Source organism: Shewanella salipaludis (assembly GCF_012911865.1).
Taxonomy (GTDB): Bacteria; Pseudomonadota; Gammaproteobacteria; order Enterobacterales; family Shewanellaceae; genus Shewanella; species Shewanella salipaludis.
This window is the reverse complement of sequence record NZ_JAAXYH010000002.1, coordinates 412557-436698: the sequence shown is the minus strand read 5'-3', so window position 1 is coordinate 436698 and position 24142 is coordinate 412557. Positions and strand designations below refer to the sequence as shown.

The following is a 24142-nucleotide window of genomic DNA, read 5'->3' as shown; positions in this document are numbered from 1 at the left end:
CAGGTGAGCTTAGTGGAGCAGTTACAGATGTCTTATCAGCATATCCTGACGGTGGCGGATAACCTTTCCCCCAGCAGCCATACCCTGAACAAAGCCGCAATCCTCGCCCACAAGAGCCATGCCAGGCTCACTCTGCTCAAGGTGGAACTGAGTTCCAGGCTGGGGCGTTGGTTGCCGGCGTTCGCGAATCCCGCCAAAGACACAGAGCTCCAGCATGGATTGAACCAACCTGGGCATGACTATGCCGCCAGGCCGCTGGAGGTCGAAGTGAAACACCGCCGGTCGCAGCGGCTCTACCGTGCCGTGTTGGACGAGTTGCAGCAGGCGGACTACGACTTGGTGTTGCTGCATCATAGGCATAGACATCCATTGTTGAATGAGTTTATCGGCAGTGATGAGTTGCACCTGCTCAGGGAGAGCAAGGCGAAGTTGATGTTTGCCGGCGACTCAGCCTGGCAATCCGATGGCCATATGCTGATTGCGCTGCAGATGGACGAGAATGACAGCAGGCATCAGGCATTCAATCGTTATCTGCTGGAGGAAGCCCAGCAATTGGCGCAGTTGCTGAATGTAGATATTCACTTGCTCAATTGCTATCTGGACGACAACTTCGGCATGTCATGCCGGGCCGAAAAGACTCAGGAAACGGCGGATCAACAGGGGCGCCATTGGCAAGCGCTGTTGCAGTCGGCGAAACCTTATCACCTGGCGCCCGAACAATTGCACCTGGCATCCGGCCTGGCCGATTTTCTCATTCCCGATATGGCCGAACGTTGCGGTGCCAGTCTGGTGGTCATGGGCGTCGAGCATAGCGGCATATTCAGCCACCTGAAGGGTCATACCTCGGAGCAGGTGCTCAACCAGCTCAACTGCGATCTGCTGGCCATCAAACCCGGCGCCGAGCATAGTCAGAGCCGAGCATAGCCCGAGCATAGCCAGAGTCGTCCATGAGCCGTGTGCGCCTGGATTCAGCTGCTCTGCATGATATCCAAGTTGTTCATACCCAAGTTCATACCCAAGTTCATACCCCTGTTCATACCCGGGTCAGCAGCGAGGCGGCGACATACAGCCCAAGGCCGAAGGCGGTGTGGGCCATCAGGCTGCGGCGGCGCGCCACCTTGGGCGCCGGGGTTTTGCTGGCCGCTATCCCTGCGCCCATGCCGGGTTGCATGATGAAAAAGGGGGCTGCTACCGTCATTATGCCGAACAATAACGCCGGCAGCAGGGTCGGCGTGTATGCCCACTGCGGGCCACAGAGTGTCAGCAGCAAGGCGGCAAACCCTATGCCTATGCCATAGTGGGCGCCCCAGCCGAGCCATGACTCGCAGCCGATGGGCGCCGCCCGGGCTATGTTGTCATGGATGAAGCGCCCGCTGGGCATATGCCCCAGCCAGCGACCGACCAGGGCATAGTTGAGCGCCGGGATCTTGAAGAGGCGCAGCATCAGCGCCGCCCAAAGATCCATGAATGCCGTGGCGCCTATGCCAATGACGGCGGCGTGTTTCAGCCATTCCAGCGTTTCCTGCATATCTTGATACCTCCTTGTTTGCCGTGATTCATGTCGGCGCCCGGTCAAGTTTGCCGGGAAACCTGGGCCGCGTCGTGGCACTCATTTGCCTGCATATGATACTCATACCTGTCCTCGCCGGTAATGGCGAAGCCCAAGCTTTGATAAAGCCGCAGCGCCGGATTGTCTTTCAGCACTGTCAGGTTAACCGCCTTACCCTGAGCCGCGGCCAGCAAATGCTTGATCACCCGGGTGCCCAGGCCACGCCCCTGCAAACCGGGTTCGATTTGCAGCTGCATGATTTCGAGATATGTGTCCGTTTCCCGATATTTCAGGGTCCCGACTCTTGCATGGTTGAAGATGATCAGATGGGAATGGGAGTAACCCTCATTGAGCCTGAACATATGCTCGGCGTCGGAGAGAAATTGCCCCGATTTTTCAAGATGCGTCACCATGGTACTTTTCCTCAGCGCCAGCAGGTAGGCTCTATCTGCCTCTGACGCCGGGATAAATTGCAATGTCAATCTACGCCTCCTTCAGTCGTCCGCAAGCCAGGTGCCTCAACATCTGCCAATGGCCAAGGTATCCGGGTCATTGGCCATTGGCTATGTTCAGCACGGATAATCAATGCTGTGTTCCGTTGGCTGAGGTGTAATGGTCATGACTTTAACCCCTTTGGGGGATTCGAATCTATGCCAGACGCCCTGAGGTATGACCAATATCTGGCCGGCAGCCAAGAGATGGCGGCGTTGCTCATGCTCATCGAGCAGGATAAGTGTGGTTTCGCCAGCCAAGACTTGTATAAATTCATCGCCTTGGGGGTGTCGCTCCCATTCACTGTAGCCGGCATAATGTGCGATATACACACCACCGTCCCGATACTCGGACAAGAGTGCAAACGCATCCTTGGCTTCTTCATCCGTGGTTTCAGGGCTTCTATCTTCGAGAAACTGGACCCTGGAAAATGCCTTATCTATGCTGATGCCGACTGATTTTGGCATTTGATATCCCCCATGGAAATGACGCTTGCAGCCGATGGTTAAGCGTTCAGAACTGACAGTGCCTGTGAACAAGAGCAAGCCTTTACAGTCACTTATTGGATTTAGACCTAGCCATAGTAATCAGTAAATACCGTTGCAAGCAAGCGGCAAAACTAAAGCAACTTGCCGGCGCTGCTGCATTGCTGTCGACAGCCCGGATTGCTCCGGGCTTTGCTGTAGGGCTATCTTATTTCCCAGGACTGGTGCCTAATGGCTATCTATGTCAGTGGCCTATATGATCTCAGTGGTCTATGTGACGTCAGTGATGCCCCATTATTAGGAAGGAACAGCTTTTATGACCCATGAGTTCATGGTGAGCAGTCTGCAGCGACTCGGTTGCCGCACCAATTTCACCATCAAGAATGTCACCGAATACATGCTGCCCGAGTCGAAGGAGGCCGTGTATCTGCATCAGGAGCTGCTGATCATACGCCCGGCGTTTGAGGTGTTTGCCGGCGAGTTTGCCGCCATCCAGGGGGTGCATGCCAGATACGACTATCATCACAATGCTCAGATGACACGTTTTCCCAAACGCCTGCACAAGAGCCTGACCGAGACCCATTATGGCCTGGCCTTCGGCTTCGATGATGAACAGGCACTGGAACAGTTTATCGCGCGCTTGAGGGCGATAGTGAAAGGCGCATAAGGGGGCATTCGGGCTCATCGACGGTGTCGGCGAGCCCGTACCCTGCCTATTTGTGACATTGGGCCAGCAGTGTGGCGAAGAAGGCTCCGCCCTTGCGGCGGCTGAAGGCGATGTTGCGCTCTGGGATAGACTCGGGATCCTCGTAGTCGGCCAGCGCCTGCTCCATGCTGGCTTCACGGATCAGGTGCAGCGTCGGGTAGGGGGATCTGTTGGTGTAATTGGCCGCGTCATCCTGGGGCTCACCGTCGAAACAATAGTCGGGGTGAAAGCTGGCCAGCTGATACTGGCCCTCGTAACCCTGTTCGACCAGCATATCTTCGGCCGCATCCACCAGATCCAGATAGGGGTAGAAGCCCTCGAAACCCCGGGGGACGATGAAGAGGGTCGTTTCCGTATCCGGGTGTTGATCCAGGAAGCGGCATTCGGCCAACAGGTCTTTCAGCACTGCCCCTGGCTTATGCGCCTCGCTCACCACATAACGTATGCTGCCCCTGTCCAATTCGCGCCTGGCGAAGGGGCAGATGTTGTATTTGACTATCACATCCCTGACCCAGAGGGTGGTGCTGGAAATGTATTCTTGCTCTGACATGGGAACTTCTCTTCGCTGCTGTGGCTGTTGGCTTAACGCCTTGGGCTAGGGGGCGATCATAGGAACGATGGAGGCCAGGAGCAAGAGCGCCATGCAGATATTGAAGATTTTCTGTTGGCGCGGCCGTTTCAACACGCGTTGCAGCGCCACCCCGAAGCCGAGCCAGACTAGGGCGCAGGGTAAGGCCACGCAGAAGAACACAGCGGCTATGGTCAGCACCTGGGGCGCGAGTGCCTGCTGCATCGAGGTGAAGGTGGCGACGGCGCCTACCGCCATGATCCAGCCCTTGGGGTTGACCCATTGGAAGGCAGCGGCCTGGAGGAAGCTGAAGGGATTGGCGCTGCGCTTGCCTTCCAGCTTGCTGTGGTTGTTGGCGATGAGCCAGGCCAGATACAGCAAATAGCCTATGCCCGCCACTTTGATAATCTGATGCAGCATAGGGTAGGCCTGAAACAAGCTGCTCAAGCCCAGGCCTATGGCCAGCACCATCAGCGGAAAGCCGAAACTTATGCCCAACAGATGGGGCAGGCTGCGGCGCACCCCGAAGTTCACCCCGGAGCTCATCAGCATGATGTTGTTGGGTCCTGGGGTGATGCCGGAGGAAAAAGCAAACAAGGCGATGGCAAACACGAGTTCCATTGGGCTCTCTATGCGGGTTAAGGGATGGCTATTGTAGCCGCATTTTTGCTCCGCTCCGAGTCTATTTTTATCCGCCATGGCCCGCCGGTGAGTCGCGCAGACGGCAAGTAGCGCGGACAGTGAGTAGCGCAGATAGCACACTTGCAATGGCGCACTTGAAATCGCGCACTTAAGCTTGAGGCTAGGGCCCAAGGCTGGGCCCTTGGCATGTTTTCGCCCGCCTGAACGGCCTGTTGGCAACGGCAGTTCGCCGGCTCGATGCCGGGATTTGCCGGAAGATGGCGGTGATTTTGCGGATTATCGCTGCATGTTCGCCGATTTTTCTTTGTTAAGCCCTGAAGTGTGGCCCAATAATTCCGGATGGGCCAGGAATACCCTGAGGCGTTTCATTTCGTTGTTGCTGAAATGCGCGGCCAGGTATGTCTCGAGCTCGGCCTGTGGCAGCTCCTGCTGCAATTGCAGGTATTGCCCGACCCGGGTGTGCCATGCCTGCTCACTTGCCCGGGTTTGTGTGACCCGCTCCTGTATCTCCGGCGCCAGGGCCGCTGCCGTCGTCTCCTGGCCCCGGAGCTGGGCGGCAATCTGCTGCGCCTCCAGGGTCGGCATCAGCACCCGCCTGTCTTGTTCATCGAGCTGACTTATCTGGTGTGCCAACAATGTTTGTTTCTGTGCCGGCGTCAGACTGCTGTCTTGCCTTATGCTAACCCTGGCCAGTGCCTGGCTGTCGTAGGCATTGTCTCTGGCGAAGAAGGCCTCGATTTCCGCCTGGGTGAAATAGTCAAATTGCAGCCGATACACCTGTTCGAGAAAGTCATGGGTCTCTGTGATGTCTATCGCTTCGGTCGGTTGAGGTCCCAGTGCCTTGAGTTCGGCCAGGGCCAGTTGGTAATCCCGGTAGCGGTAGAATAGCTCGCTCAGCTCAGTGGTCGCGGTTGGCGTGAGCCTGTGTTGCTCCGCCAACCTGTTGAGCTGGGCGCTCAGGGCCGCGCCCGTCTGCTGATAGTCGAGGATAATGTCATCGAATTGCCAGCGCAATGCCTGCTCCAGCACCAAGGACTCACCCGCCGGGCCAGTCATATTGGCTACCTGGGCCACAATGGCAGCTTGTGGGCCTTGGCCCGGGGTGAGCGCCCCTGAGGTGAGCGCTGGAGTTGAAGCAGGGGTAAGGGCAGGAGCTGGAGCGGGCAGCCGCTCCGAGCCTGTCTCGACCCAGAGCAGCAACAGCAGGCCGAGTCCTGTGAGCAGTGCGGCCGGTGCCTTGTTATCCAGCCCGAGCTTGGGTGGCTTCAAGTTACAGCCCCAACTGCTGTAAACGCTTGAGGTGTTGACGGTATAAGGTCACAGGATTGGTTTCAAACCAGCTGACCAGGCCGAAGGTTTGATTCACTTCATCCAGATGGTTCATCTGGTAGCTGTCATTGATCACCTTGCCCAGATGTGAGCTGCAACTCGAGACCAGGCCATCGTTGGCCTCATTGAACACCAGTCCGGTTAGGCTCAACGGATAGTCGGAGGCGTCGAGTGCATGGGTCAGGTTGGCGGCACCGGACCAGGAAAAATAGTAGACCCCATTGTCCGCGACGTCGGCGCCCTGACCGCAATACTCCTGCGGCATGCCTTCGCCATAGCTTTGGTTAAACAAGAGCGAGCCGCGGGTGGTGAGGGCTTCCATGGCCGCCAGGCTGTCGCTTGGCAGTTCGCCACTGCCGGAGACGCCGGCGATGACTCCGGCCAGCAAGTCGGCGCCCTGCCTGATGAGCCATTCGGTCGCACTATCCGCTGGCACGGCGGCGCGGGTGAAATCGGCGAAGCGACTGCCCCAGTTGACCCCGCCTATGGAGGTCACCGAAGCCACCATCTCAGGGCTGACGCTGGCGACATAGCGCGCCGTCGGTCCGCCATGGCTGTGGCCAATCAGGTTGACTTTTTCCGCCCCCGTCTGTGCCAGCACGGCCTGCACGAAGGTGCGCAGCTGCTCACCCCGTACTTCGGTGGCATTGGCGGGCGAGACACTGGCTAGGTACACCTTGGCCCCTTGTTGCTCCAGTGCCTGGGGGATGCGATAGAAGTAGTCTATGCCCCAGATATCATTGAAACCGAAGAGGCCGTGAACCATGACTATGGGATAGCGGGTCGCCTGTGTTTCCTCGGCCCGGGCGCTGTTGAACAGACCCAGGATGATGAGTAGTGAAGTGCAGATCCATGCTTTCATTGTGACTCCCTGTTAACTTGAGTTGCCTGGCCGACTAGTGTGCCAGACATGTTTGCCCCAAATGGGCTTTGTAACTTTATTGTTAACGGAAATCAATTTGCGGCGCAATGGTTATTTTTTATACAAATACAGCATGTTATCTGGTATTTTTTTGTTTAAAACTGGCGCTTGCCGACTTTTGGCGATCGGGTCTATGCTGATGGCGGTCGTTTAATACAGGGCTGGCTTCTGCCTGAGCGCGGCGATTGTTGCAAAATCATTGCCGTAAAATCATTGCAGCAAAAGCCCATTGCCCTAAAAGTTCATCGCAGTGAAAGCGCATAGCCGTGCGCCTGGGATAGGAAAGAGGGACCAGGCTTACGCCTGGTCCCTCTCTTTCGTGACTCTTGGCGGGCTGCCAGACTCAGTAGCTTACCTGGACTTCATAGGAGGAGAATTTGCGGATGTTGATCACCCCGGTATCGAACAGCAAGTATTGCCCCTTGATGCCCAGCAAGACGCCGCTTACCACGGCTTCCTTGTCGAAGTTATGGGATTTGATCTTCTTGGGGAATTCGGTCACAGGGTAGTGGATCGCCTGCACTGCCTCGTCCAGTCTCTCTATGCTGTAATCGCCTTTCTGCATGCCTATCTCGTGCAGCTTATCTTCTATCAGCGGCAGCAATTCTACGGCTCTTTGCTTGAGATCTATATCCTCGGCATTGCCCTTGAGCATCGCCTGCCAGTTGGTCTTGTCGTTGATGAGTTTGGCCAGCTCGACTTCCACCAGGCCGGAGATCTGCCGGGTGGCGACCTTGAAAATCGGCAGTCCCTGGGTCGCGCCCTGATCTATCCAGCGGGTTGGCAGCTGAGTGTGGCGGGTGATGCCGACCTTGACCCCTGAGGTATTGGACAGGTAGACATAATGGGGCACGAAACAATGGCTCTGGGCCCAATCCGGCTCGCGGCAGGTGCCTTGGTCGAAGTGGCAGGTTTCCGGCTTCATGATACAGAGATCGCAGCTGGCCAGTTTCTGCATACAGACGAAACAATGGCCCTGGGAGTAGCTCTTCTTGGTCTTCTTGCCACAGTTGCAACAGAAAATATTGCCCGTGTGAGTCAGGGTCAATGCCTGACCTATCAAGGGGTTGAGCTCGAGTGACTGCTCACCTACGGGTAGCCGGTATTGCACCAGCTGAGCCTCATTCAGGGTCGCGCGCATTTTGGATAAGGTGCCTAACATACATTACTCATAGTTCGCTATTTGCCTTAGTCTATCAGCTTATCCGGCCGCTTCCCGACAGCTTTTTTCGCTTGCGGCCTCACTTGTATATTATCCGATCCAAATTTGTTGCAATCAGTGCTAATCTAAACAGCCATTTTCTTCGAGAGACTATTATCTTGCCTGCTAACTTCATCCTCTTGCTTGCCGCCGCCATCTGGGGCTTTGGTTTTGTCGCCCAGGTGTTCGGCATGGATCACCTGTCGCCCTTCGCCTTCAATGGCGTGCGTTTCCTGATCGGCGCCCTGAGCCTGTTGCCCCTGGTGTGGTATTTCAAGCGCAAAGGCAAGTTATACGTCAGCCAGGGCAGGGACCTGCTCTGGGGCAGCCTCATGGTGGGCAGCCTGTTGTTTGCCGGCGCCTCGCTGCAGCAGGTCGGACTCCTGTATACCACGGCCGCCAACGCAGGCTTCATCACCGGCCTCTACATAGTCCTGGTGCCTGTATTGGGGCTGGCGCTGAAACACAGCACGGGGCTCAATACCTGGCTCGGCTGCGGCATCGCCGTCCTGGGGCTATTCTTCCTCAGCGTGAAGGATGACTTCAGCATAGGCTATGGCGATCTGTTGCAGCTGCTGGGGGCTTGCTTCTGGGCCATGCATATCCTGGCGGTGGATCACTTCGCCAAGCGGGTGTCGCCTGTGATCCTGGCGCAGATGCAATTTCTGGTGTGTGGTGTGCTCAGCCTGCTGATCTCGGCGGGATTCGAGACCACAGAGTTTGGGAATGTCACCGCCGCCTGGGCATCCCTGGCCTATTCGGGACTCATCTCGGTTGGCATAGGTTATACCCTGCAGGTGATGGCGCAGAAACATGCCCACCCGGCCCATGCGGCCATCATTCTCAGTCTGGAAACCGTATTCGCCGCCATTGGGGGGATCTTGCTGCTGGACGAGAGTCTGAGCGTGCGGGAGTTGACGGGCTGCGGCTTGATGCTATTCGGCATGCTGGTATCCCAGGTGCCGCTGCGTTATCTGGTGAAATCCCAACAGGAGAGCCTGAACTGACGCGGCCTGGATGGGCGTCATGGCGTTATGACGCCATGACGCACTTCGGGCTTCAGCGGTTGAGTTTATCCAGCACCACATCATCGCCTATGGCATAGAGCGCCTCCGTGAGTCGCTCCTCCTGTGACTCGTCTGTCAGTCCCAAGCTTATGGTAGCCCGGAATAGGGCTATGCCGGTATGACCCGCGGTCTCGTATTGGCTGCTGAATTGTTCTATATTGATACCCAGTGCATTGATCTTGTTTGAAATATCCAATACCAAGCCGGGTCTGTCGTAGGCGACCAGATTAAAGCTCAGGCGCAGCAGGGGGCTTTTCTTGTGGCTTGTCTTGGAGAAGGTCAGCGTCAGGCCGTCGATGCATTCCAGGGATTCGAGCAGTTCATCCCACTGTTGCGAAGGGACTTCCAGCAGGAGTATGGCGGCAAAGATACCGTCGATATGGCGTAGTTCCGAGTCGAGCCAGTTGCCGCCATGACGGCTGACAGCTTGGGCAATTTGTTCGACTAATCCTTTTCTGTCAGGAACTTGCAGGGTTAACAGGTAACGTAACATGCCATTCTTCTCCGAGTTCTAGTGATCAAAATAGAAGTGCAACCGATAGCAAAAAATGCGTTGTGAGAAAGCCCATGTAACACAACTGTCATCTTTGCGTCATACAATGCCAGCCCATCAGAATAGGGTTATGTCTTGGCTGTGTTCGATGCGAGTATTGTTAGCATAGCAGGCGATACAATCCCAGCGCACATTCGCTGGCTATTAATAATAGAGGTTCTTAATGGAAAGTCAGGTCATTCAACCTGGTTCTGCAACACATAAGTTGTTGATCGGTGGTCGAACCAACCGCAGAGCAGTTAAGGATAAGGCGGCTCAGATAGGTGTCACCATTGGCGGAACCTTAGTGTTTGTCGCCCTTTTGTTGATCTTCTTCTATCTCTTGTACGTCATTAAGCCCATCTTCGATGGTGCCGATGTCACCCCCGTCACCAATGTCAGCTATCAGAATGCCGACATCCCGACCCTGATGGTGGGCAGTGACGAGCAAAATGAAGTTCTCTACCGGGTAGCACGCAACGGCCAGGTGGACTTTTATTCCGCCCTGACCCAGCAGCTGGTCGACAGCTTCAAGCCGGAGCTGGCGGCCGGTGTGACAATCACCAGCAGCGCCGTGTCCGCGCCCAGCGAGCAACGTTTCGCCCTGGGGCTGAGCAACGGCCAGGTACTGATCACCGACATCGCCTTTGGCCTGACCTATCCGGATAATAAGCGCCTCATTACTCCTGAACTGCGTTACCCCGTCGGCAATACGCCTCTGGCGCTGACGGACGGCGGCGCCATTCACAGCCTGGTGTTTGCCTTAAGCAGCGATAAGATGAGTTTCGCCTTCCAGGGCGATAACGGCACCTGGCAGGTCAATCGCTTCGAAGGCGAAGAGAATATGATGACCGAAGAGGTCGAATGGCAGCCTGCGAATGTCACCCTGGGCGATGCCCCTATCAAGGTGGCGCATCAGCTGATGACGCCGGATCAGCGCCAGCTGATACTGCAGACGGGTAACAAGATCTATATCTATGATATTCGTTATCTGGATGACGTCAGCTTGTTGCAGGTGCTGGATGTCGAAAGCTCGAATGGAAAAGTCAACAACATCAGCTTGCTGGCCGGCGCCAGCTCTATCTTGGTCGCCTATGACTCGGGCAAGGTGGCCCAGTATTTCCAGGTCAACAGTGACAAGGGTCGTCTGTACCAGGAAATTCGTGAGTTCGATGATCTGCCCCCCTCGGCCGCCCTGGCATCTGAGTTTTATCGCAAGAGCTTCGCCACCGTCAGTGCCGAAGGCGAGTTGTCGCTACTGTATACCACCAGTCAGCGTCAGTTATTCGATGAAACCTTCGATCTGAAACACCCCGGCGTCATGGGCTTTAGCCCCAGATCCAACGGCCTGGTGGTCGAAGCCGACCACAAGCTGCACCTGTTCAGGGTCGCCAATGAACACCCTGAGGTGTCCTGGAGTGCCCTATGGGACAAAGTCTGGTACGAAGGTTATCCCGAGCCTGAATATGTATGGCAGTCGACCTCGGGTTCCGATGATTTCGAGGCCAAGCTGAGTCTGATGCCCTTGGCATTCGGTACCATGAAGGCGGCCTTCTACGCCATGTTGTTCGCCGTGCCGCTGGCGCTTGCCGGCGCCATCTATACCGCCTACTTCATGTCGCCCAAGGTGCGCGGCATAGTCAAGCCGACCATCGAAATCATGGAAGCCTTGCCGACGGTGATCTTGGGCTTCCTCGCCGGTCTCTGGCTGGCGCCGCTGATCGAAGATCACCTGCCCGGGATCATGATCTTGCTGGTGTTGCTGCCTGTGTCCATCCTGTTGTCGGCCTTCGCCTGGAGCAAGTTACCCGGTCGCTGGAAACAGAGACTGCCGGAAGTGTACCAGGAGCTGATGCTGATACCCGTGATCTGTTTCGTTGGCTGGGCCTCGTTCGCCATCAGCCCCATGATAGAAATTGCCCTGTTTGGCGGCGATACCCGTCAGTTCATCACCAACCAGCTGGGGATCACCTTCGACCAACGTAACGCCCTGGTGGTGGGCATCGCCATGGGCTTCGCCGTCATCCCGACGATTTTCTCCATCGCTGAAGACGCCATCTTCTCCGTGCCGCGCCACCTGTCCAACGGCAGCCTGGCCTTGGGGGCAACCCCATGGCAGACACTGACCCGTGTGGTGCTCTTGACCGCCAGTCCGGGGATTTTCTCGGCCGTGATGATGGGCCTGGGCCGCGCCGTCGGCGAGACCATGATAGTGCTGATGGCCACAGGCAACACGGCCATCATGGAATGGAGCGTGTTCCAGGGCATGCGTACCCTGGCGGCCAACATAGCAGTGGAAATGCCCGAGTCCGCCATCGGCAGCTCGCATTACCGGGTGCTCTTCCTGGCGGCCTTCGTGCTGTTCATCTTCACCTTCTTCTTTAACACCATTGCCGAAGTGGTGCGTCAGCGTCTGCGTGAACGCTACAGTTCACTCTGATGCCGCAAGGAATGGAGAATAAGATAATGTATTTTAATGAATTTTCGCCTATGACCTTGAGAGGTTCGTGCAATGGGTAAGTGGTTTAAATCGGGTTCGCCGTGGATCTGGATGACAGGCGGCGCCGTGAGTATCAGTTTGATTGCGGTATTGGGGCTGCTGTTGCTTATCGCCTGGCGTGGCCTGAGCTATTTCTGGCCGGCCGACGTCTATCAGTGGCAGTTGCAGGACAACCAGGGCAAACGTTCGACCCTGATAGGTGAGATCTACGATGTGGAAGAAGTGCCGACCGAACGTTTGATTTCTGCCGGCCATAAGTTTACCCAAGATCCCGGCGAGTTTGTCACCCGCTATCTGGTGAAGACGGGTAACCGCGAGTTTGTCGGTTTGGACTTCCGCTGGATCTTGGCGACAGACATACTGGAACGTTCGACGCCGGTCGATGTGGCCATGCTCGAGCGTACCAAGAACGGTAACTTCTATGGCTATCCCGTGGCCGTGATCGAAAAGGGTCAGCGCTTGGCGCTCGAGGATGTGGAAGGCGAGCTCAAGCGGCATATTGCCCGCGCTGTGGCCTTGTCCGACGAAGCCGTCAGTTTGCAGAAAAAGGACATAGGCGCGATCAACTATAAGTTGGAAAAGCTGCGCCTGAAAGAGCGCCGTTTCGAACTCGACGGTGAACTGACGGCCGAGCGCAAGCAACAGCTGGCGACCCAGGCCGACGCCCTGCATCAAGCATACTTAGTGCTGGAGAAGCAGCTGTTCGCCCTGCGTGATGAGGCGGGCAGGGATGCGGTGGTAGTGCGCGACATGCGCGGCGAAGAAGTGACCCTGCCGCTCGACAGCGTACTGGATGTGACCTATGTCAATGATCTGGGATTGCTGGGCAAGCTAGGCCACTGGTTCGTTGGCCTGGGGCGCTTCGTCAGCGACGATCCCCGTGAAGCCAACACCGAGGGTGGGGTATTCCCGGCGATCTTCGGCACAGTGTTCATGGTGCTGCTGATGGCGGTGATAGTCACGCCATTCGGGGTGATCGCGGCCATCTACCTGCATGAATATGCCCAGAAGGGCGCCATCACCAAGATGATCCGCATCGCGGTGATCAACCTCGCCGGCGTGCCGTCCATCGTCTATGGGGTATTCGGCCTGGGCTTCTTCGTCTATATGTTGGGGGGATCCCTGGATCAGCTCTTCTATCCCGAAGCCTTGCCGTCACCGACCTTCGGCTCCCCCGGGGTCATCTGGTCGGCCCTGACCCTGGCCATCCTGACCTTGCCGGTGGTGATAGTGTCCACCGAGGAAGGCCTGAGCCGTATTCCCAGTGCCGTACGTCAGGGCAGCCTGGCGCTCGGTGCCACCAAGGCCGAGACCCTGTGGCGCATCGTCATCCCCATGGCGAGCCCGGCCATCATGACGGGGCTTATCCTGGCCGTGGCCCGCGCCGCCGGTGAGGTCGCTCCCCTGATGCTGGTGGGGGTGGTGAAATTGGCACCGACCTTGCCGATAGACATGAATTTCCCCTTCGTGCACTTGGAACGTAAGTTCATGCACCTGGGCTTCCATATTTACGATGTAGGTTTCCAGAGTCCAAACGTTGAAGCGGCACGTCCTCTGGTGTATGCGACCTCCTTCCTGTTGGTGTCTGTGATAGTGGCACTCAACCTGACGGCCATCAGCGTACGTAACCACCTGCGTGAAAAATTCCGTTCGCTAGAGCATTAATTGGCGATTATCCTGAAGTGATAGGACAGAACATGATTTCTATAGACTCATCAGTAATGAATACAGAACAGTTTGACTTGGAAAACCTGAGCCAGGAAAACACGGCGCTGCAGATCCGCAACCTGGATCTGCGCTATGGCGAGAAGCAGGCCCTGTTTGACGTGTCGATGAAGATCCCCAAGAAGCAGGTCACCGCCTTCATCGGCCCCAGCGGCTGCGGTAAGTCGACCCTGCTGCGTTGCATCAACCGCATGAACGATCTGGTGGATAACTGCCACATCGACGGCGAAATTCTGTTGCATGGCCAGAACATCTATGACAAGCAAGTGGATGTGGCGGCGCTGCGCCGCAACGTCGGCATGGTATTTCAACGGCCGAACCCTTTCCCCAAGTCCATCTATGAGAACGTGGTCTATGGCCTGAGGCTGCAGGGGATCAACAACCGCCGCGAACTCGACGAGGCGGCCGAGCGCTCGCTGCGCGGCGCGGCGATTTGGGATGAAGTCAAAGACAGGCTGCACGACAACGCCTTCGGCCTGTCCGGTGGTCAGCAGCAACGTCTGGTGATCGCCCGTGCCATCGCCATCGAGCCGGAGGTCCTGCTGCTCGATGAGCCTACCTCGGCGCTGGATCCCATCTCCACCCTGACCATCGAAGAGCTGATCACCGAGCTGAAATCCAAATATACTGTGGTGATAGTGACCCATAACATGCAACAGGCGGCACGGGTCTCGGATCAGACGGCCTTCATGTACATGGGCGAGCTGGTGGAATACGCCGACACCAACACCATCTTCACTACGCCCAAGAAGCGCAAGACGGAAGACTATATCACTGGGCGTTACGGTTAATCGCGCCCGCGCTACCCGACACGACTTTTTGGCACAGTTTGAATAAAAGGTTTTAAATCCAATGGAAAAGATGAATCTGAGCAAACACATTTCCGGTCAGTTCAACGCCGAACTGGACGACATACGCAACCGGGTGCTGGCCATGGGCGGCTTGGTGGAGCGCCAGCTGGAGCAGGCGCTGGATGCCTTGGGTGCCCTGGATGCCGAACTGGCCCAGCAGGTGATAGACGGGGATCACAAGGTCAATGGCATGGAAGTGTCCATCGACGAAGAATGTACCCGCATCATAGCCAAACGCCAGCCGGCGGCCAGCGACCTGCGCCTCATCATCGCCATCTCCAAGAGCATCACAGATCTGGAGCGCATAGGCGATGCCTGTGTGCGTATCGCCAAGGCGGCGCTCGACAAACGCCTCAACAACCAGCAGCCACTCCTGGTCAGCATAGAGAGCATGGGCCGCCACGCCACCCGTCTGCTGCATGCCACCCTGGATGCGCTGGCGCGTATGGATGCCGACACGGCGCTGGAGCTGCACAAGGAAGATGCCAAGCTGGATAAGGAATACGAAGGCATAATACGTCAGCTGATGACCTATATGATGGAAGATCCCCGCTCCATCCCCGGGGTGCTGGACGTGCTATGGGCCGCGCGCGCCGTCGAGCGGGTCGGTGACAGATGCAAGAATATCTGCGAATACATCATCTACTATGTCAAAGGCAAGGACGTGCGTCATACCTCCTACGAAGACATGGAAAAAGACCTTAAACTTTAAGCGAGTAAAGTTTGAGTTTGCTGTGAAGCAGAGACCCAAAAAACGCCGGCTAAGCCGGCGTTTTTTATTGGGAAAGGGATTGTGATAATTAAAATTTAGACATTTTTAGTTTGAGCTGTACAGCATCAATTGATTCAGAGCTGATTGTGGTTACACAAGAAAAGGCTTTATCTTGCATTTGTTGCAGTTTTTTTTGCAGTTCAATTACTTTAGCAATATTGAGTTTTGAATATTTACGCTTTTTCAGTGTCTTTAAATTTAAGTTGATTATAAATATGCAAGACATAACAGCCGATAATGCAGCGCTAATAGACACCCCAGAGTCTCCACGAATTGCATGCCAACCATCTTCAAACATAGTTACCCCGTATTCCATTAATTTCAGTGATTTTTCTGCTATTTCGAATGTGTAATCAGTGGCTGTCTCAAGCATATTAGATGCTTGTCTGGAGTATTTTGATTTTTCTTTAGGGTCTGCGGCATTATCACGGAGCTTTCTAAGCTTTATCACCTCTTCGAAATCTTTAGCGTCAGCATCAAATAACGTTTTCAATCTAGGCTCAATAACTTCAGAAACTCGTATCTTTATTAAACCGAACTCTTTACGTGCTACTCTACACTCATCTTTTTTTTGGCTGATGTCACAGACAGTCATTATCATCTTACATGATAGAATTGCTAATAAAGCAGCAGCACTACCTGAGCCAGGAGATGCTCTTCCTGCACCAAAATAATTTAGTAACTGATCAGTCGGTAATTCGAGTAATGAATAGGAATCGATTTGTGCTAGTTTTGACTGTTCCATGTATACACATTGCTCCTGCTTAAAATATCTAGCTATTTTTCATGTGCATTAACAAATAGAGTAATGCACTTTATAGATACTGTATCTGCCATTAATGCATGAGTTCAGTATAGCTTAAATCGTCCCCTCGCTACTCGTTGGAACATTTGTCGTCTTGATGCTTGTTAACTTTGAAGCCTAAGGGGAACACCAGAGACGGCACTGTTGCACCGGCGGCCTTCGGTGAAAGGGAATTCGCCGCAGAGCATCCAGGGACGGACTTGCTGCGTGCCGCAGGGGTAACAGTGTGAAGGCCCACGGCAGGTGATGAGTTGCATCATAGATATCAGCTTCGAATGGCTGGATTGGCATCGCTGGCATCAGCCGAGAGTGTCATGGCTTAAATTAACCTGTGACGGCCTTGCGGCCGAGAACGTCGTGGGCTTCCCGCCCCAGGTTTAAATCAAGAGCCGGGCAAGGAGGACTGCTCGTCCTGTCCTCCTTGCATCCGCCATGACGTCCCACGAAGTTGCTCTTGTACAAGCAATGGTCCTCAAACTTATGAAGAAATTTGCTAGCGCCTCATATTCGCCATCCCTGGCTCACCTGAGGCTAGCTCGTCGTAGCCGAGCATTCGCCTTGCCTTTTTCACGCAATTTCTCCAATGTTTTTCGGCAACTTCGAAGGGGATATGTGTCATCCGCAGCAGCGCTTGTAGCTGGAACATCTGTTGTCTTGATGCTTGTTAACTTTGAAGCCTAAGGGGAGCATTAGAGAGGGCACTGTTGCACCAGTGACTGTTGGCGACAGGGTGAGCATCGCGTAGCGATATGCAGCGAACGAGAGCCATGGCCGCTCTCGGGCGTCCTGCCCTGCGCGGCATTGAGACTCCTGTCTGGCAGAAGGCGAACTGGTGTTGCTATTTTCGGGGGAATTACCGAGGCATTTTGTCGCCGTCGAGCCTACAGGGGGGCTTCCTGTGAGATCAAGAGCCGGTGTGTCACTGCTGCCCCTGCAATAAGAGCTGTGTGAAGGCCCACGGCAGGTGATTGGCTGCCAACCAAGTTGGCAGGCCAATCACGTCGTTATGCGTGTTAAGCAAAATACACTTTAACTGTTTATTTATACAGTTGTTGAGTGTATGCTTCGAATGCAAGCAAAAGGAGTGGTATAGCATGAAAATAACATACGAAGAAAACGTCCCTAGTCCGAAAGAATTCTGCGAAATGCGCGTGAAAGCAGGCTTATCACCAAAGTCTCTTAAGGCTGCCACAATTGCATTGCCAAACAGCCTGTATGGGATCTCAATACGACATGGTGAGGCTTTGGTTGCGATGGGTCGTGTCGTTGGTGATGGTGCGTGTAATTTTGAAGTGGTGGATGTTGCCGTTGATCCAACTTACCAAGGGAAAGGGCTGGGACGAAAAGTCATGGAGTATATAGATAACTATTTATCGTCAGTTGCCTTAGAAGGTTCGTATGTTTCAATGATTGCGGATGAACCAGTATTTTACGAAAAGTTGGGATACAAACTTGTTTCTCCATCTTGCCAAGGAATGACAAAAAAGTTTAAACCTCACGCATAATGAAGCATTTAAGACTGATCCCAAACGCTTGCAGGTTTCGCCTCGCTCAAGTATGGCAAGCGCTTGTCACACCTTATTGCAGGCCTTAGGCCATGGAGGAAACATGACAAAGAAGTTGATCGAAATTCGTACTTATAAACTTAAGAAGGGAAGTGGTAATAAGTTTCATCAATTAGTCGCTAACCAAAGTATGCCTCTCCATTTAGACTGGGGAATGGATGTGGTGGTCTATGGTCAATCAGTCCATGACGAAGATGCTTATTTTTTGATTAGAGCGTATGACAGTTTAGAACATCTTGAGTTTTCACAGAATGAATTCTATGCAACGGAGCAATGGCGAAATGGTCCTCGTCAGGGAATCGTTGATTTAATAGAGTCAGACGTTAATGCAACTCTCTGGTTGTCTAATGAAGCTATTGAGTCGATGAAATTATCGTTTCAAACTTGGTAAGTTAAGGGCATCTCGCAACTAATGGCCTAACAAGTGACTGTGGTGTTCAGTGAACTTGACCCGTTTTAGGATCAGAATCAGGCCACCCACAGCAAATGGTTTAATTCAGAATCACTCTTAAACGCCTTGTTATGCGAAATTCGACAACGCTGATTTGTACGCCTTTCGAGCCTCGTAACTTAAGTAACTATCCATGCCTTGGAACAATTCCATTAGCTCTGCTCCATACTTTAATTTGAACTCTTGACTGCTGTATACAAGCTCTAATTCATTGGCGACAGTTAGCTCACAAAGCAATTTCGCCATTGAGTCGTCGAGTTTAAAGACTGAACCATTAAACCTGTCTTTAAATTGAATTTCTTGAACTTTACCAAATTGAGGGAAAACATAATCTCTATCGCAGGAACAATACAAATAAACCAATGCTTCCTCGTTATTACCAATAACACGAGCAATTTCTTGTCGCTGATTTAGCGACACCATATTTTCGTCGAAACCCGCAGTGCCATAAGCTGCGTGATACAGGCCTGCCACTTGAAGTAACTCAATACTACCCCAACTTTTTAGAACTTTCTCAGTGCCTTTTAGGTGTGCTTCCAGTGAGCCATTGAGGTGCTGAAAGTCGCCTGCACCAAGATCTTGAAGCATTCCAAACTTATCCATAAATCTTAATTTCCTTTAGGTCGCATAACCTTTGTATAACGCGCATGCGCGTCTATCAGCTCGGACCAGCGCAAAGCATGCTGGCACTCCTTGTTTTTATAAATGGCTGCGAGCTGCGCCTGTTATCTACGATCACTGTGTGACTAAGCTACTGGTACCTCTGGATTTCAGCAAGCACTTTGTCTGCAAAGCGTGCCTGAGCGCTCTATCGAGCCGGGTTTCGTTTTAGGGACACCCAATGAGTCATTGAGGTGTTCCCATGCCGGCATACAAAACCGGACTCAGCAGGATACGCTTGGGTTCAGGATAAAAGCAGGGGCCCGGTCATATTGTTCCCATGGTCCAATGGTCCACTCAAGGATGTTGCCGCAGCGGCGGACATACATATATGGACATCCCAGTATGTTGTCTCGTTGGCGCGGCAGTAACAGGGCCACCCTTGTGGCTCAGGTGACAGTGCTTGTCAGGCTTAGCTGTCCGAGTATCTCTTTGATGACGGGAGCGACGGATAATACCAGTAACCCCGACATCGTATAGTTGAAGACCCTTCTCTTGCGCTCGTTCTGCAGCAGATTTTTAAGCATGGAACCAAACAGCAGCCAAACGCCGACACAGGGAAAAGACACGATGAAAAAGGTCAGGGCGATCGTCAGGTTTTGACTGTAAAAACCGGTCCCAACCGTGGTGAAGGCGGCTATGGCCCCGGTTGCCACTACCCAGGCCTTGGCATTCACCCATTGAAACAGTGCACCTTTCATGAAGGTGAAAGGCTTGGCCTGGGAGGCCGAGCTCAGGGTGCCTGCCGATCTTGCAATCAGGTATGCCAGATACAATAAGTAGACTGTCCCTATGCATTTAATGACGAAGTGCAGCTGGGGGAACACCTGGAATAATTGGGCAAACCCCAAGCCGACCAACAAGAGCATCAGGGTAAAACCGACACAAATTCCCGTCAGTAAAGGCAAACTTTTCTTGATGCCGAAGTTGACGCCGGATGTCATCACCATGATGTTGTTTGGCCCAGGGGTCACAGATGATGAAACGGCGAAGAGCATCACAGCCAGTAAATATTCCATTTAGCTATCCTATTGTGCATTCCTATTCAACAGAGATTGGGGCCGGTGACGCGTTAATCAAGAGTCATGTTAAAGCCAACATTTTCATACCGGTCTGCGGCCTAGTGCCGGCAAGGCTGCGCCAACTTATGCCTCGTACCGCCTATCTCTTGAATTGCCTGGTACCCGGCGGTGGCTCAAGGCGCCTATGTCTACTCCTTCGGCTGCCTCGCCTTCAAGTGTTCCACATGTTCTATCAGGGCGTCGACGGTTTCCTTCAGCAGGTCCAACTCTTCCAGGGTCAGATCCGTCAACTGTTCCAGGTTATATTCTATGGTGTCTATGATCTGCTTGTGGGGCCGCTGCAGGGGACGCATGAAATAGCCGGTCACAGTGGCGACTATGGCGCCGAAGAAGAGGGTGGAGCCCAGCACTATCCACAGACCCCCTATGAGTTTGGCCATGCCTGAGATAGGGGGATCGGCTATGCCTGCGGTAGAAAAGGCGGCAATGCCCCAATACAAGGCGTCCGGGTAGGAATGCAGCGTGGTGCCGTTCATGTCCCTGTCTGCCAGGTACAGGCCGGCGGAGAATATCAGCCAGAGCAAGACCAAGATCAGCACCAGCCTGACGAAGGGGGTGTGCAGGGAGATGTCCTGGATGAATTTTCCGAACCTAGAATAATGTGCTTTGTTTTTCATCATAGTCACCCGGCGCTCACCATAGCTGGCCCAGACAGGTGGGGCTGCCCCTGGTCCATGGCTCCTGTAAACATAAGTTTAGCCATAAAGCTCTGGGAAGGTCCCGGAAAGCCCAGGAAGACTCGGAACGCCCGGCTATCCCGCACCCCGACAGCGGGCCCGCCTTGGCTGGCCCTGGCGGCATCGGGTTCGAAACTTGCGGATATGTTAACTAAGCTGTTAATTGCTATTGGCAAATATTGGCGTCCGGCCCAGGCTATTGCCGGGCGGATGCCGCAATGAATACCCGCGGGGGGATGAGATGAATGGATTGGGGGCCTGTACCAGGTTCAGGCTGACGGGCAAGCTGTTGCTCACGGCCGTGCTATCACTCAGTGGCGTTTCGGCGGGGGCCGATACCCTGATTTCCGATGCCAAAGCCGTTGCCCTGGTGCAGGGGGCATTGGATCAATGGCGCGGCATGAGTTCCTACGCCGAAGTCTCCATGACCATACATCGCCCCGAGTGGCAAAGAAGCATGAGCCTGAACAGCTGGACCCGCGGCGACAAGGATGCCCTGATCCGCTTCACCGCTCCGCCGAAGGAGGCGGGGAATGCCACCTTGAAACTCAACAACGATATGTGGATCTTCGCCCCCAAGCTGAATCAGGTGATCAAGTTACCCACCAGCATGATGACCCAGTCCTGGATGGGCAGCGACTTTTCCTACAATGATCTCGCCAAATCGGATCACTTGCTGACCGAATTCACCCTGCAGCTGCTGGGCAGTGAGCCCATGGGGGAGCATGTGCAGCACTTCATCAAGGCGACCCCCAGGCCAGATGCGCCCGTGGTATGGGGTAAGGAAGTGCTGGCGATCCGTGAGGATCATATCTTGCTGTACGAGCAGTTTTATGACCAGGAGATGCAACTGGTGAAGGAGATGAAGACCCTGGAGATCGCCCCCTTGGGGGGACGGCAATATCCTGTGCGGATGCGCATGGTCAACTATGCCGAGCCTGGGCATTGGACCGAGATAGCCACCCGGCAGGCTTTCTTCGATTTGGCGTTACCGGGTTTCATGTTTACCCAGTCCAATCTGCGCAATCCCCGCCCCTGGAGACCCGACTGAGATGTTGCTGGCATTGGCGTGGCGCAACATATGGCGGCAGCCGCGGCGCACCTGGCTCAGCGCGGCGGCGGTGGCCTCGACCTGCGCCATCGTCATCTTCCTGCCGGCCATGCAGCTGGGCAGCTATAGGGCCATGGTTAACGGCAGCATAGGCATATTGGATGGCGCCGCCCAGATCCAGCGGCAGGCATATTTGGCCGAACCCGTCATGGCGGCCAGCTTCGAGCTTAACCCCGCGCTGCAGCGTGAGCTTAAGCTGTCTCTTCCCCACGCCATTCTGGCCCGCCGTGCCAACGGCTTCGCCTTGCTGTCATCCGGGCAGCGCAGTTTCGGCGCCCAACTCACAGGGGTGGAGGCCGACAAGGAGCCGCTGTTTTCCTCATTGCCGGCCAATATCAGGCAGGGGCGTTACCTGAGTCCCGACGCCTCGGCGGCGACCGACGAGATCGTCTTGGGGGAAGGGCTGGCGAAGAATTTACGGCTCCAGCCGGGCGACCGGCTGACGCTGCTGGGGGCCGGCAGGGAAGGGGCGCTGGCGGTGGACTCCCTCAGGGTGGTGGGCATTTTCGCCAGCGGCCTGAAGCCGCTTGACCGGCAATTGGCGCAGATGCCATTGGCGCGCTTCGAACAAACCTTCTCCATGGAAGGGGAGATCCATGCCTTGGTCGTCGCCGGGGGGGAAATCGAGTTATTACCGGCTTATCCGGCGGCCCTTAGGCGTTACCTGGCGAGCCGGGATCTGGCGCTGCGGGATTGGCAGGAAATGCAGCCGGCGCTGTTCAAGGCGATCAAGCTGGACATAAGTTCGGCAATGGCCATGTACCTGGTGCTGATCCTGGTGATAGTCCTGTCCCTGCTCAACACCGCCCTGATGACTGTGATGGAGAGAACCCGGGAGTTTGGCATGATGATGGCGCTCGGCGTCGGCCCAGGGTTGCTCGGCAGGCTGGTATGGCTGGAGTCTCTATTGGTGATGTCCCTGGGTATCGTCGCCGGCCTGGCGATAGGGGCTGTGGTGAGTTACTACTATCAGCAGACGGGGATCCGCTTCGAGGAAGCCGAGGCCGTGTTCAAGCAGTTCGGTCTGGATGCCACCTTATACCCGAGCTTGACCTGGGCAACCCTCCTGCTGGGGCCCGGCTGCATCGCCCTGTGTCTGGCGCTTGCCGGACTCTATCCCGTGTTCAGGATCCGCAGGCTGGAGATAGTCAGCGCCATGAGGGCCGTCTGATGGGGAGCTTGAGCCTGATCTTCCCCCTGGCTTGGCGCAATCTGTGGCGCAACAGGCGCCGCAGCTTATTGACCATGCTGGCCATTTTCGTGGCCGTGTACTCCATGGTGACCATGGGGGCATTCATGCGGGCCTGGTCGCGGGCCGCAGTGGTCGAGACGATCAACAACCTCACGGGCCATGGGCAGATCCACGCCCCCGGCTATCTGGACGATCCCAATGTCGACCATAGGATCTCGCATCTGCCGTCCGGCGTGGCCGAGATCTTGACCCGGCCGCCCGTCAGCCACTTTGCCAGACGGGTCAGGGTCCCGGCCATGATACGTACCGAGCGGGAAAGCGCGCCGGTCGAGCTGCTGGGGATTGAGCCCGAGCGCGAGCAGGGGCTGTCCTTCATTCCCCATGCCGTGGTTGACGGGCATTACTTCGTCTCCGCCGACGAGCGGGGGATCCTGCTCGGCGAACAGCTGGCCAAGCGGCTGCAAACCCGCCTGGGCCGGCGCCTGGTGCTGATGAGTCAGGGAGCCGACGGCGGCATAGAGGAGCGGGGGCTGAGGATTGTTGGGATTTTTTCCTCGCAGCCGGATATCGAAAAATACAGTGTCTTCATAACCTTACCTCAGGCGCAGGCGCTGCTGCAGATAGGCGACGACTTTTCCGAGCTGGTGTATCGGCTCGCCGATGAGCAGGACTCCGGCGTGACTGCGGCCCGTTTGGCGCAGCAGGCCGGCGAGCTGGAGGTCAGGGCCTGGGATGAGTTGCAGCCCTTCACCAAGGCACTGATGGAAATGAGTGAGGGCAGCATCTGGATATGGATCTTGGTGTCTTTCGCCCTGGTGTCTTTCGGCTTGATTAACACCCTGCTGGTGGCCGTGTTCGAACGCATGCGGGAGTTTGGCCTGCTGCAGGCACTGGGGATGAAGCCCAGATGGCTGTTGCTGCAACTCTTGATCGAGTCTGGGCTGATGTTGGGGCTGGCAACCCTGTCAGGTTTGCTGGCGGGGATGGCGACAGTGCAGGGGTTCGACGACGGCCTCTATCTCGGCGTCGGTGCCAGCTACTTTGGGGCGGCGCAAGTTGTGTATCCACGGCTGGATTGGACCGAGTTGCGGCTCATAGGCATCAGCGTCATGCTGATGGGGCTGCTGGCGAGCCTCTATCCGGCGTTCAAGGCGGCCCGGCAGGTGCCGGTCGAGGTATTGGCGCGGGCCACCAACTAGCAGAAACTGTACGCTTTGGCTGCAAACAGGCTGCAAACAGGCGACAAGCACAGAGTCGC

The 24142-nt window shown here is 55.2% G+C and carries 25 protein-coding genes; 12 read left to right on the top strand and 13 right to left on the bottom strand.

Annotated features, from left to right (window positions below; genetic code table 11):
- The first annotated feature begins 27 nt into the window (after positions 1 to 27).
- Entirely contained in the window at positions 28 to 924 is an 897-nt protein-coding gene (locus HC757_RS04975; RefSeq protein WP_169563191.1) for a universal stress protein, read from the top strand.
- Positions 925 to 1033: 109 nt separating this feature from the next.
- On the opposite strand, the gene HC757_RS04970 is transcribed toward HC757_RS04975, so the two are convergent.
- The 3 genes from HC757_RS04970 to HC757_RS04960 all read right to left on the bottom strand — a co-directional run bounded on the left by HC757_RS04970 (position 1034) and on the right by HC757_RS04960 (position 2508).
- Entirely contained in the window at positions 1034 to 1528 is a 495-nt protein-coding gene (locus HC757_RS04970) for a DUF2938 domain-containing protein (RefSeq protein WP_169563190.1), read from the bottom strand.
- Between the two features lie 44 nt (positions 1529 to 1572).
- Entirely contained in the window at positions 1573 to 2031 is a 459-nt protein-coding gene (locus HC757_RS04965) for a GNAT family N-acetyltransferase (protein WP_244623129.1), read from the bottom strand.
- 87 nt (positions 2032 to 2118) lie between these two features.
- Complete coding sequence (locus tag HC757_RS04960) at positions 2119 to 2508, bottom strand: cupin domain-containing protein (protein ID WP_169563189.1); 390 nt, start codon at positions 2506 to 2508, stop codon at positions 2119 to 2121.
- 349 nt (positions 2509 to 2857) lie between these two features.
- On the opposite strand from HC757_RS04960, the gene HC757_RS04955 reads away from it, so the two are divergent.
- Complete coding sequence (locus HC757_RS04955) at positions 2858 to 3193, top strand: hypothetical protein (RefSeq protein WP_169563338.1); 336 nt, start codon at positions 2858 to 2860, stop codon at positions 3191 to 3193.
- Between the two features lie 46 nt (positions 3194 to 3239).
- On the opposite strand, the gene HC757_RS04950 is transcribed toward HC757_RS04955, so the two are convergent.
- The 5 genes from HC757_RS04950 to HC757_RS04930 all read right to left on the bottom strand — a co-directional run bounded on the left by HC757_RS04950 (position 3240) and on the right by HC757_RS04930 (position 7855).
- On the bottom strand, positions 3240 to 3782 hold the full coding sequence (locus tag HC757_RS04950; protein WP_169563188.1) for a DUF1415 domain-containing protein: 543 nt from the start codon (positions 3780 to 3782) through the stop codon (positions 3240 to 3242).
- Between the two features lie 45 nt (positions 3783 to 3827).
- On the bottom strand, positions 3828 to 4421 hold the full coding sequence (locus tag HC757_RS04945; RefSeq protein ID WP_169563187.1) for a LysE family translocator: 594 nt from the start codon (positions 4419 to 4421) through the stop codon (positions 3828 to 3830).
- Between the two features lie 297 nt (positions 4422 to 4718).
- The gene (locus HC757_RS04940) at positions 4719 to 5711 is read right to left on the bottom strand and encodes a lipase secretion chaperone (protein WP_169563186.1); all 993 of its coding nucleotides are present in this window, start codon (positions 5709 to 5711) and stop codon (positions 4719 to 4721) included.
- 1 nt (position 5712) lies between these two features.
- Positions 5713 to 6633 carry a lipase family alpha/beta hydrolase gene (locus HC757_RS04935; protein WP_169563185.1) on the bottom strand — a complete coding sequence of 307 codons (921 nt, stop codon included), beginning with the start codon at positions 6631 to 6633 and terminating at the stop codon, positions 5713 to 5715.
- A gap of 403 nt (positions 6634 to 7036) precedes the next feature.
- The gene (locus HC757_RS04930) at positions 7037 to 7855 is read right to left on the bottom strand and encodes a DUF2797 domain-containing protein (protein ID WP_169563184.1); all 819 of its coding nucleotides are present in this window, start codon (positions 7853 to 7855) and stop codon (positions 7037 to 7039) included.
- A 158-nt stretch (positions 7856 to 8013) separates the two neighbouring features.
- On the opposite strand from HC757_RS04930, the gene HC757_RS04925 reads away from it, so the two are divergent.
- Positions 8014 to 8901, top strand: a complete 888-nt coding sequence (locus HC757_RS04925; RefSeq protein ID WP_169563183.1) for a DMT family transporter — start codon at positions 8014 to 8016, stop codon at positions 8899 to 8901.
- Between the two features lie 52 nt (positions 8902 to 8953).
- On the opposite strand, the gene HC757_RS04920 is transcribed toward HC757_RS04925, so the two are convergent.
- Entirely contained in the window at positions 8954 to 9454 is a 501-nt protein-coding gene (locus tag HC757_RS04920; RefSeq protein ID WP_169563182.1) for a glycine cleavage system transcriptional repressor, read from the bottom strand.
- 223 nt (positions 9455 to 9677) lie between these two features.
- On the opposite strand from HC757_RS04920, the gene HC757_RS04915 reads away from it, so the two are divergent.
- The 4 genes from HC757_RS04915 to phoU all read left to right on the top strand — a co-directional run bounded on the left by HC757_RS04915 (position 9678) and on the right by phoU (position 15281).
- Positions 9678 to 11933 carry an ABC transporter permease subunit gene (locus tag HC757_RS04915; RefSeq protein WP_169563181.1) on the top strand — a complete coding sequence of 752 codons (2256 nt, stop codon included), beginning with the start codon at positions 9678 to 9680 and terminating at the stop codon, positions 11931 to 11933.
- A gap of 72 nt (positions 11934 to 12005) precedes the next feature.
- On the top strand, positions 12006 to 13658 hold the full coding sequence (gene pstA, locus HC757_RS04910) for a phosphate ABC transporter permease PstA (protein ID WP_169563180.1): 1653 nt from the start codon (positions 12006 to 12008) through the stop codon (positions 13656 to 13658).
- 32 nt (positions 13659 to 13690) lie between these two features.
- Positions 13691 to 14509, top strand: coding sequence for a phosphate ABC transporter ATP-binding protein PstB (pstB, locus tag HC757_RS04905; protein ID WP_169563179.1), 819 nt, complete (start codon positions 13691 to 13693; stop codon positions 14507 to 14509).
- Positions 14510 to 14570: 61 nt separating this feature from the next.
- Entirely contained in the window at positions 14571 to 15281 is a 711-nt protein-coding gene (gene phoU / locus HC757_RS04900; RefSeq protein ID WP_169563178.1) for a phosphate signaling complex protein PhoU, read from the top strand.
- Between the two features lie 88 nt (positions 15282 to 15369).
- On the opposite strand, the gene HC757_RS04895 is transcribed toward phoU, so the two are convergent.
- Positions 15370 to 16086, bottom strand: coding sequence for a cyclodeaminase/cyclohydrolase family protein (locus tag HC757_RS04895; protein ID WP_169563177.1), 717 nt, complete (start codon positions 16084 to 16086; stop codon positions 15370 to 15372).
- 1154 nt (positions 16087 to 17240) lie between these two features.
- Here HC757_RS04895 and HC757_RS04890 point away from each other — a divergent pair.
- Positions 17241 to 17651 carry a GNAT family N-acetyltransferase gene (locus HC757_RS04890; protein ID WP_169563176.1) on the top strand — a complete coding sequence of 137 codons (411 nt, stop codon included), beginning with the start codon at positions 17241 to 17243 and terminating at the stop codon, positions 17649 to 17651.
- 103 nt (positions 17652 to 17754) lie between these two features.
- Positions 17755 to 18102: an NIPSNAP family protein gene (locus HC757_RS04885; protein ID WP_169563175.1), complete on the top strand. Its 348-nt coding sequence runs from the start codon at positions 17755 to 17757 to the stop codon at positions 18100 to 18102.
- A 129-nt stretch (positions 18103 to 18231) separates the two neighbouring features.
- Here HC757_RS04885 and HC757_RS04880 read toward each other — a convergent pair whose 3' ends face one another.
- From HC757_RS04880 to HC757_RS04870, 3 genes are all read right to left on the bottom strand, one after another.
- Positions 18232 to 18765 (bottom strand): DUF6817 domain-containing protein, encoded by a 534-nt coding sequence (locus tag HC757_RS04880; RefSeq protein WP_169563174.1) that lies wholly within the window; start codon positions 18763 to 18765, stop codon positions 18232 to 18234.
- Between the two features lie 446 nt (positions 18766 to 19211).
- On the bottom strand, positions 19212 to 19841 hold the full coding sequence (locus HC757_RS04875; protein WP_169563173.1) for a LysE family translocator: 630 nt from the start codon (positions 19839 to 19841) through the stop codon (positions 19212 to 19214).
- A gap of 191 nt (positions 19842 to 20032) precedes the next feature.
- Entirely contained in the window at positions 20033 to 20521 is a 489-nt protein-coding gene (locus tag HC757_RS04870) for an ion channel (RefSeq protein WP_169563172.1), read from the bottom strand.
- A 301-nt stretch (positions 20522 to 20822) separates the two neighbouring features.
- Here HC757_RS04870 and HC757_RS04865 point away from each other — a divergent pair, with 301 nt between their 5' ends.
- From HC757_RS04865 to HC757_RS04855, 3 genes are read left to right on the top strand one after another with little or no spacing between them, the layout of a single operon-like run.
- Positions 20823 to 21632 (top strand): outer membrane lipoprotein-sorting protein, encoded by an 810-nt coding sequence (locus HC757_RS04865; protein WP_169563171.1) that lies wholly within the window; start codon positions 20823 to 20825, stop codon positions 21630 to 21632.
- Position 21633: 1 nt separating this feature from the next.
- Positions 21634 to 22863, top strand: coding sequence for an ABC transporter permease (locus HC757_RS04860; protein WP_169563170.1), 1230 nt, complete (start codon positions 21634 to 21636; stop codon positions 22861 to 22863).
- Positions 22863 to 24083, top strand: a complete 1221-nt coding sequence (locus HC757_RS04855; RefSeq protein ID WP_169563169.1) for an ABC transporter permease — start codon at positions 22863 to 22865, stop codon at positions 24081 to 24083. The genes HC757_RS04860 and HC757_RS04855 overlap by 1 nt, the downstream gene beginning before the upstream one ends.
- Positions 24084 to 24142 lie beyond the last annotated feature (59 nt).

Excerpts from the sequence above, each read along its gene's own strand:
- phoU (WP_169563178.1), top strand. The coding sequence starts at position 14,571 with ATGGAAAAGATGAATCTGAGCAAACACATTTCCGGTCAGTTCAACGCC.
- HC757_RS04975 (WP_169563191.1), top strand. The coding sequence starts at position 28 with ATGTCTTATCAGCATATCCTGACGGTGGCGGATAACCTTTCCCCCAGC.
- HC757_RS04920 (WP_169563182.1), bottom strand. The coding sequence starts at position 9,454 with ATGTTACGTTACCTGTTAACCCTGCAAGTTCCTGACAGAAAAGGATTA.
- pstA (WP_169563180.1), top strand. The coding sequence starts at position 12,006 with ATGGGTAAGTGGTTTAAATCGGGTTCGCCGTGGATCTGGATGACAGGC.
- HC757_RS04955 (WP_169563338.1), top strand. The coding sequence starts at position 2,858 with ATGGTGAGCAGTCTGCAGCGACTCGGTTGCCGCACCAATTTCACCATC.
- HC757_RS04895 (WP_169563177.1), bottom strand. The coding sequence starts at position 16,086 with ATGGAACAGTCAAAACTAGCACAAATCGATTCCTATTCATTACTCGAA.
- HC757_RS04880 (WP_169563174.1), bottom strand. The coding sequence starts at position 18,765 with ATGGATAAGTTTGGAATGCTTCAAGATCTTGGTGCAGGCGACTTTCAG.
- pstB (WP_169563179.1), top strand. The coding sequence starts at position 13,691 with ATGATTTCTATAGACTCATCAGTAATGAATACAGAACAGTTTGACTTG.
- HC757_RS04960 (WP_169563189.1), bottom strand. The coding sequence starts at position 2,508 with ATGCCAAAATCAGTCGGCATCAGCATAGATAAGGCATTTTCCAGGGTC.
- HC757_RS04865 (WP_169563171.1), top strand. The coding sequence starts at position 20,823 with ATGAATGGATTGGGGGCCTGTACCAGGTTCAGGCTGACGGGCAAGCTG.
- HC757_RS04950 (WP_169563188.1), bottom strand. The coding sequence starts at position 3,782 with ATGTCAGAGCAAGAATACATTTCCAGCACCACCCTCTGGGTCAGGGAT.
- HC757_RS04930 (WP_169563184.1), bottom strand. The coding sequence starts at position 7,855 with ATGTTAGGCACCTTATCCAAAATGCGCGCGACCCTGAATGAGGCTCAG.
- HC757_RS04885 (WP_169563175.1), top strand. The coding sequence starts at position 17,755 with ATGACAAAGAAGTTGATCGAAATTCGTACTTATAAACTTAAGAAGGGA.
- HC757_RS04855 (WP_169563169.1), top strand. The coding sequence starts at position 22,863 with ATGGGGAGCTTGAGCCTGATCTTCCCCCTGGCTTGGCGCAATCTGTGG.
- HC757_RS04890 (WP_169563176.1), top strand. The coding sequence starts at position 17,241 with ATGAAAATAACATACGAAGAAAACGTCCCTAGTCCGAAAGAATTCTGC.
- HC757_RS04860 (WP_169563170.1), top strand. The coding sequence starts at position 21,634 with ATGTTGCTGGCATTGGCGTGGCGCAACATATGGCGGCAGCCGCGGCGC.
- HC757_RS04970 (WP_169563190.1), bottom strand. The coding sequence starts at position 1,528 with ATGCAGGAAACGCTGGAATGGCTGAAACACGCCGCCGTCATTGGCATA.
- HC757_RS04945 (WP_169563187.1), bottom strand. The coding sequence starts at position 4,421 with ATGGAACTCGTGTTTGCCATCGCCTTGTTTGCTTTTTCCTCCGGCATC.
- HC757_RS04915 (WP_169563181.1), top strand. The coding sequence starts at position 9,678 with ATGGAAAGTCAGGTCATTCAACCTGGTTCTGCAACACATAAGTTGTTG.
- HC757_RS04875 (WP_169563173.1), bottom strand. The coding sequence starts at position 19,841 with ATGGAATATTTACTGGCTGTGATGCTCTTCGCCGTTTCATCATCTGTG.
- HC757_RS04935 (WP_169563185.1), bottom strand. The coding sequence starts at position 6,633 with ATGAAAGCATGGATCTGCACTTCACTACTCATCATCCTGGGTCTGTTC.
- HC757_RS04870 (WP_169563172.1), bottom strand. The coding sequence starts at position 20,521 with ATGAAAAACAAAGCACATTATTCTAGGTTCGGAAAATTCATCCAGGAC.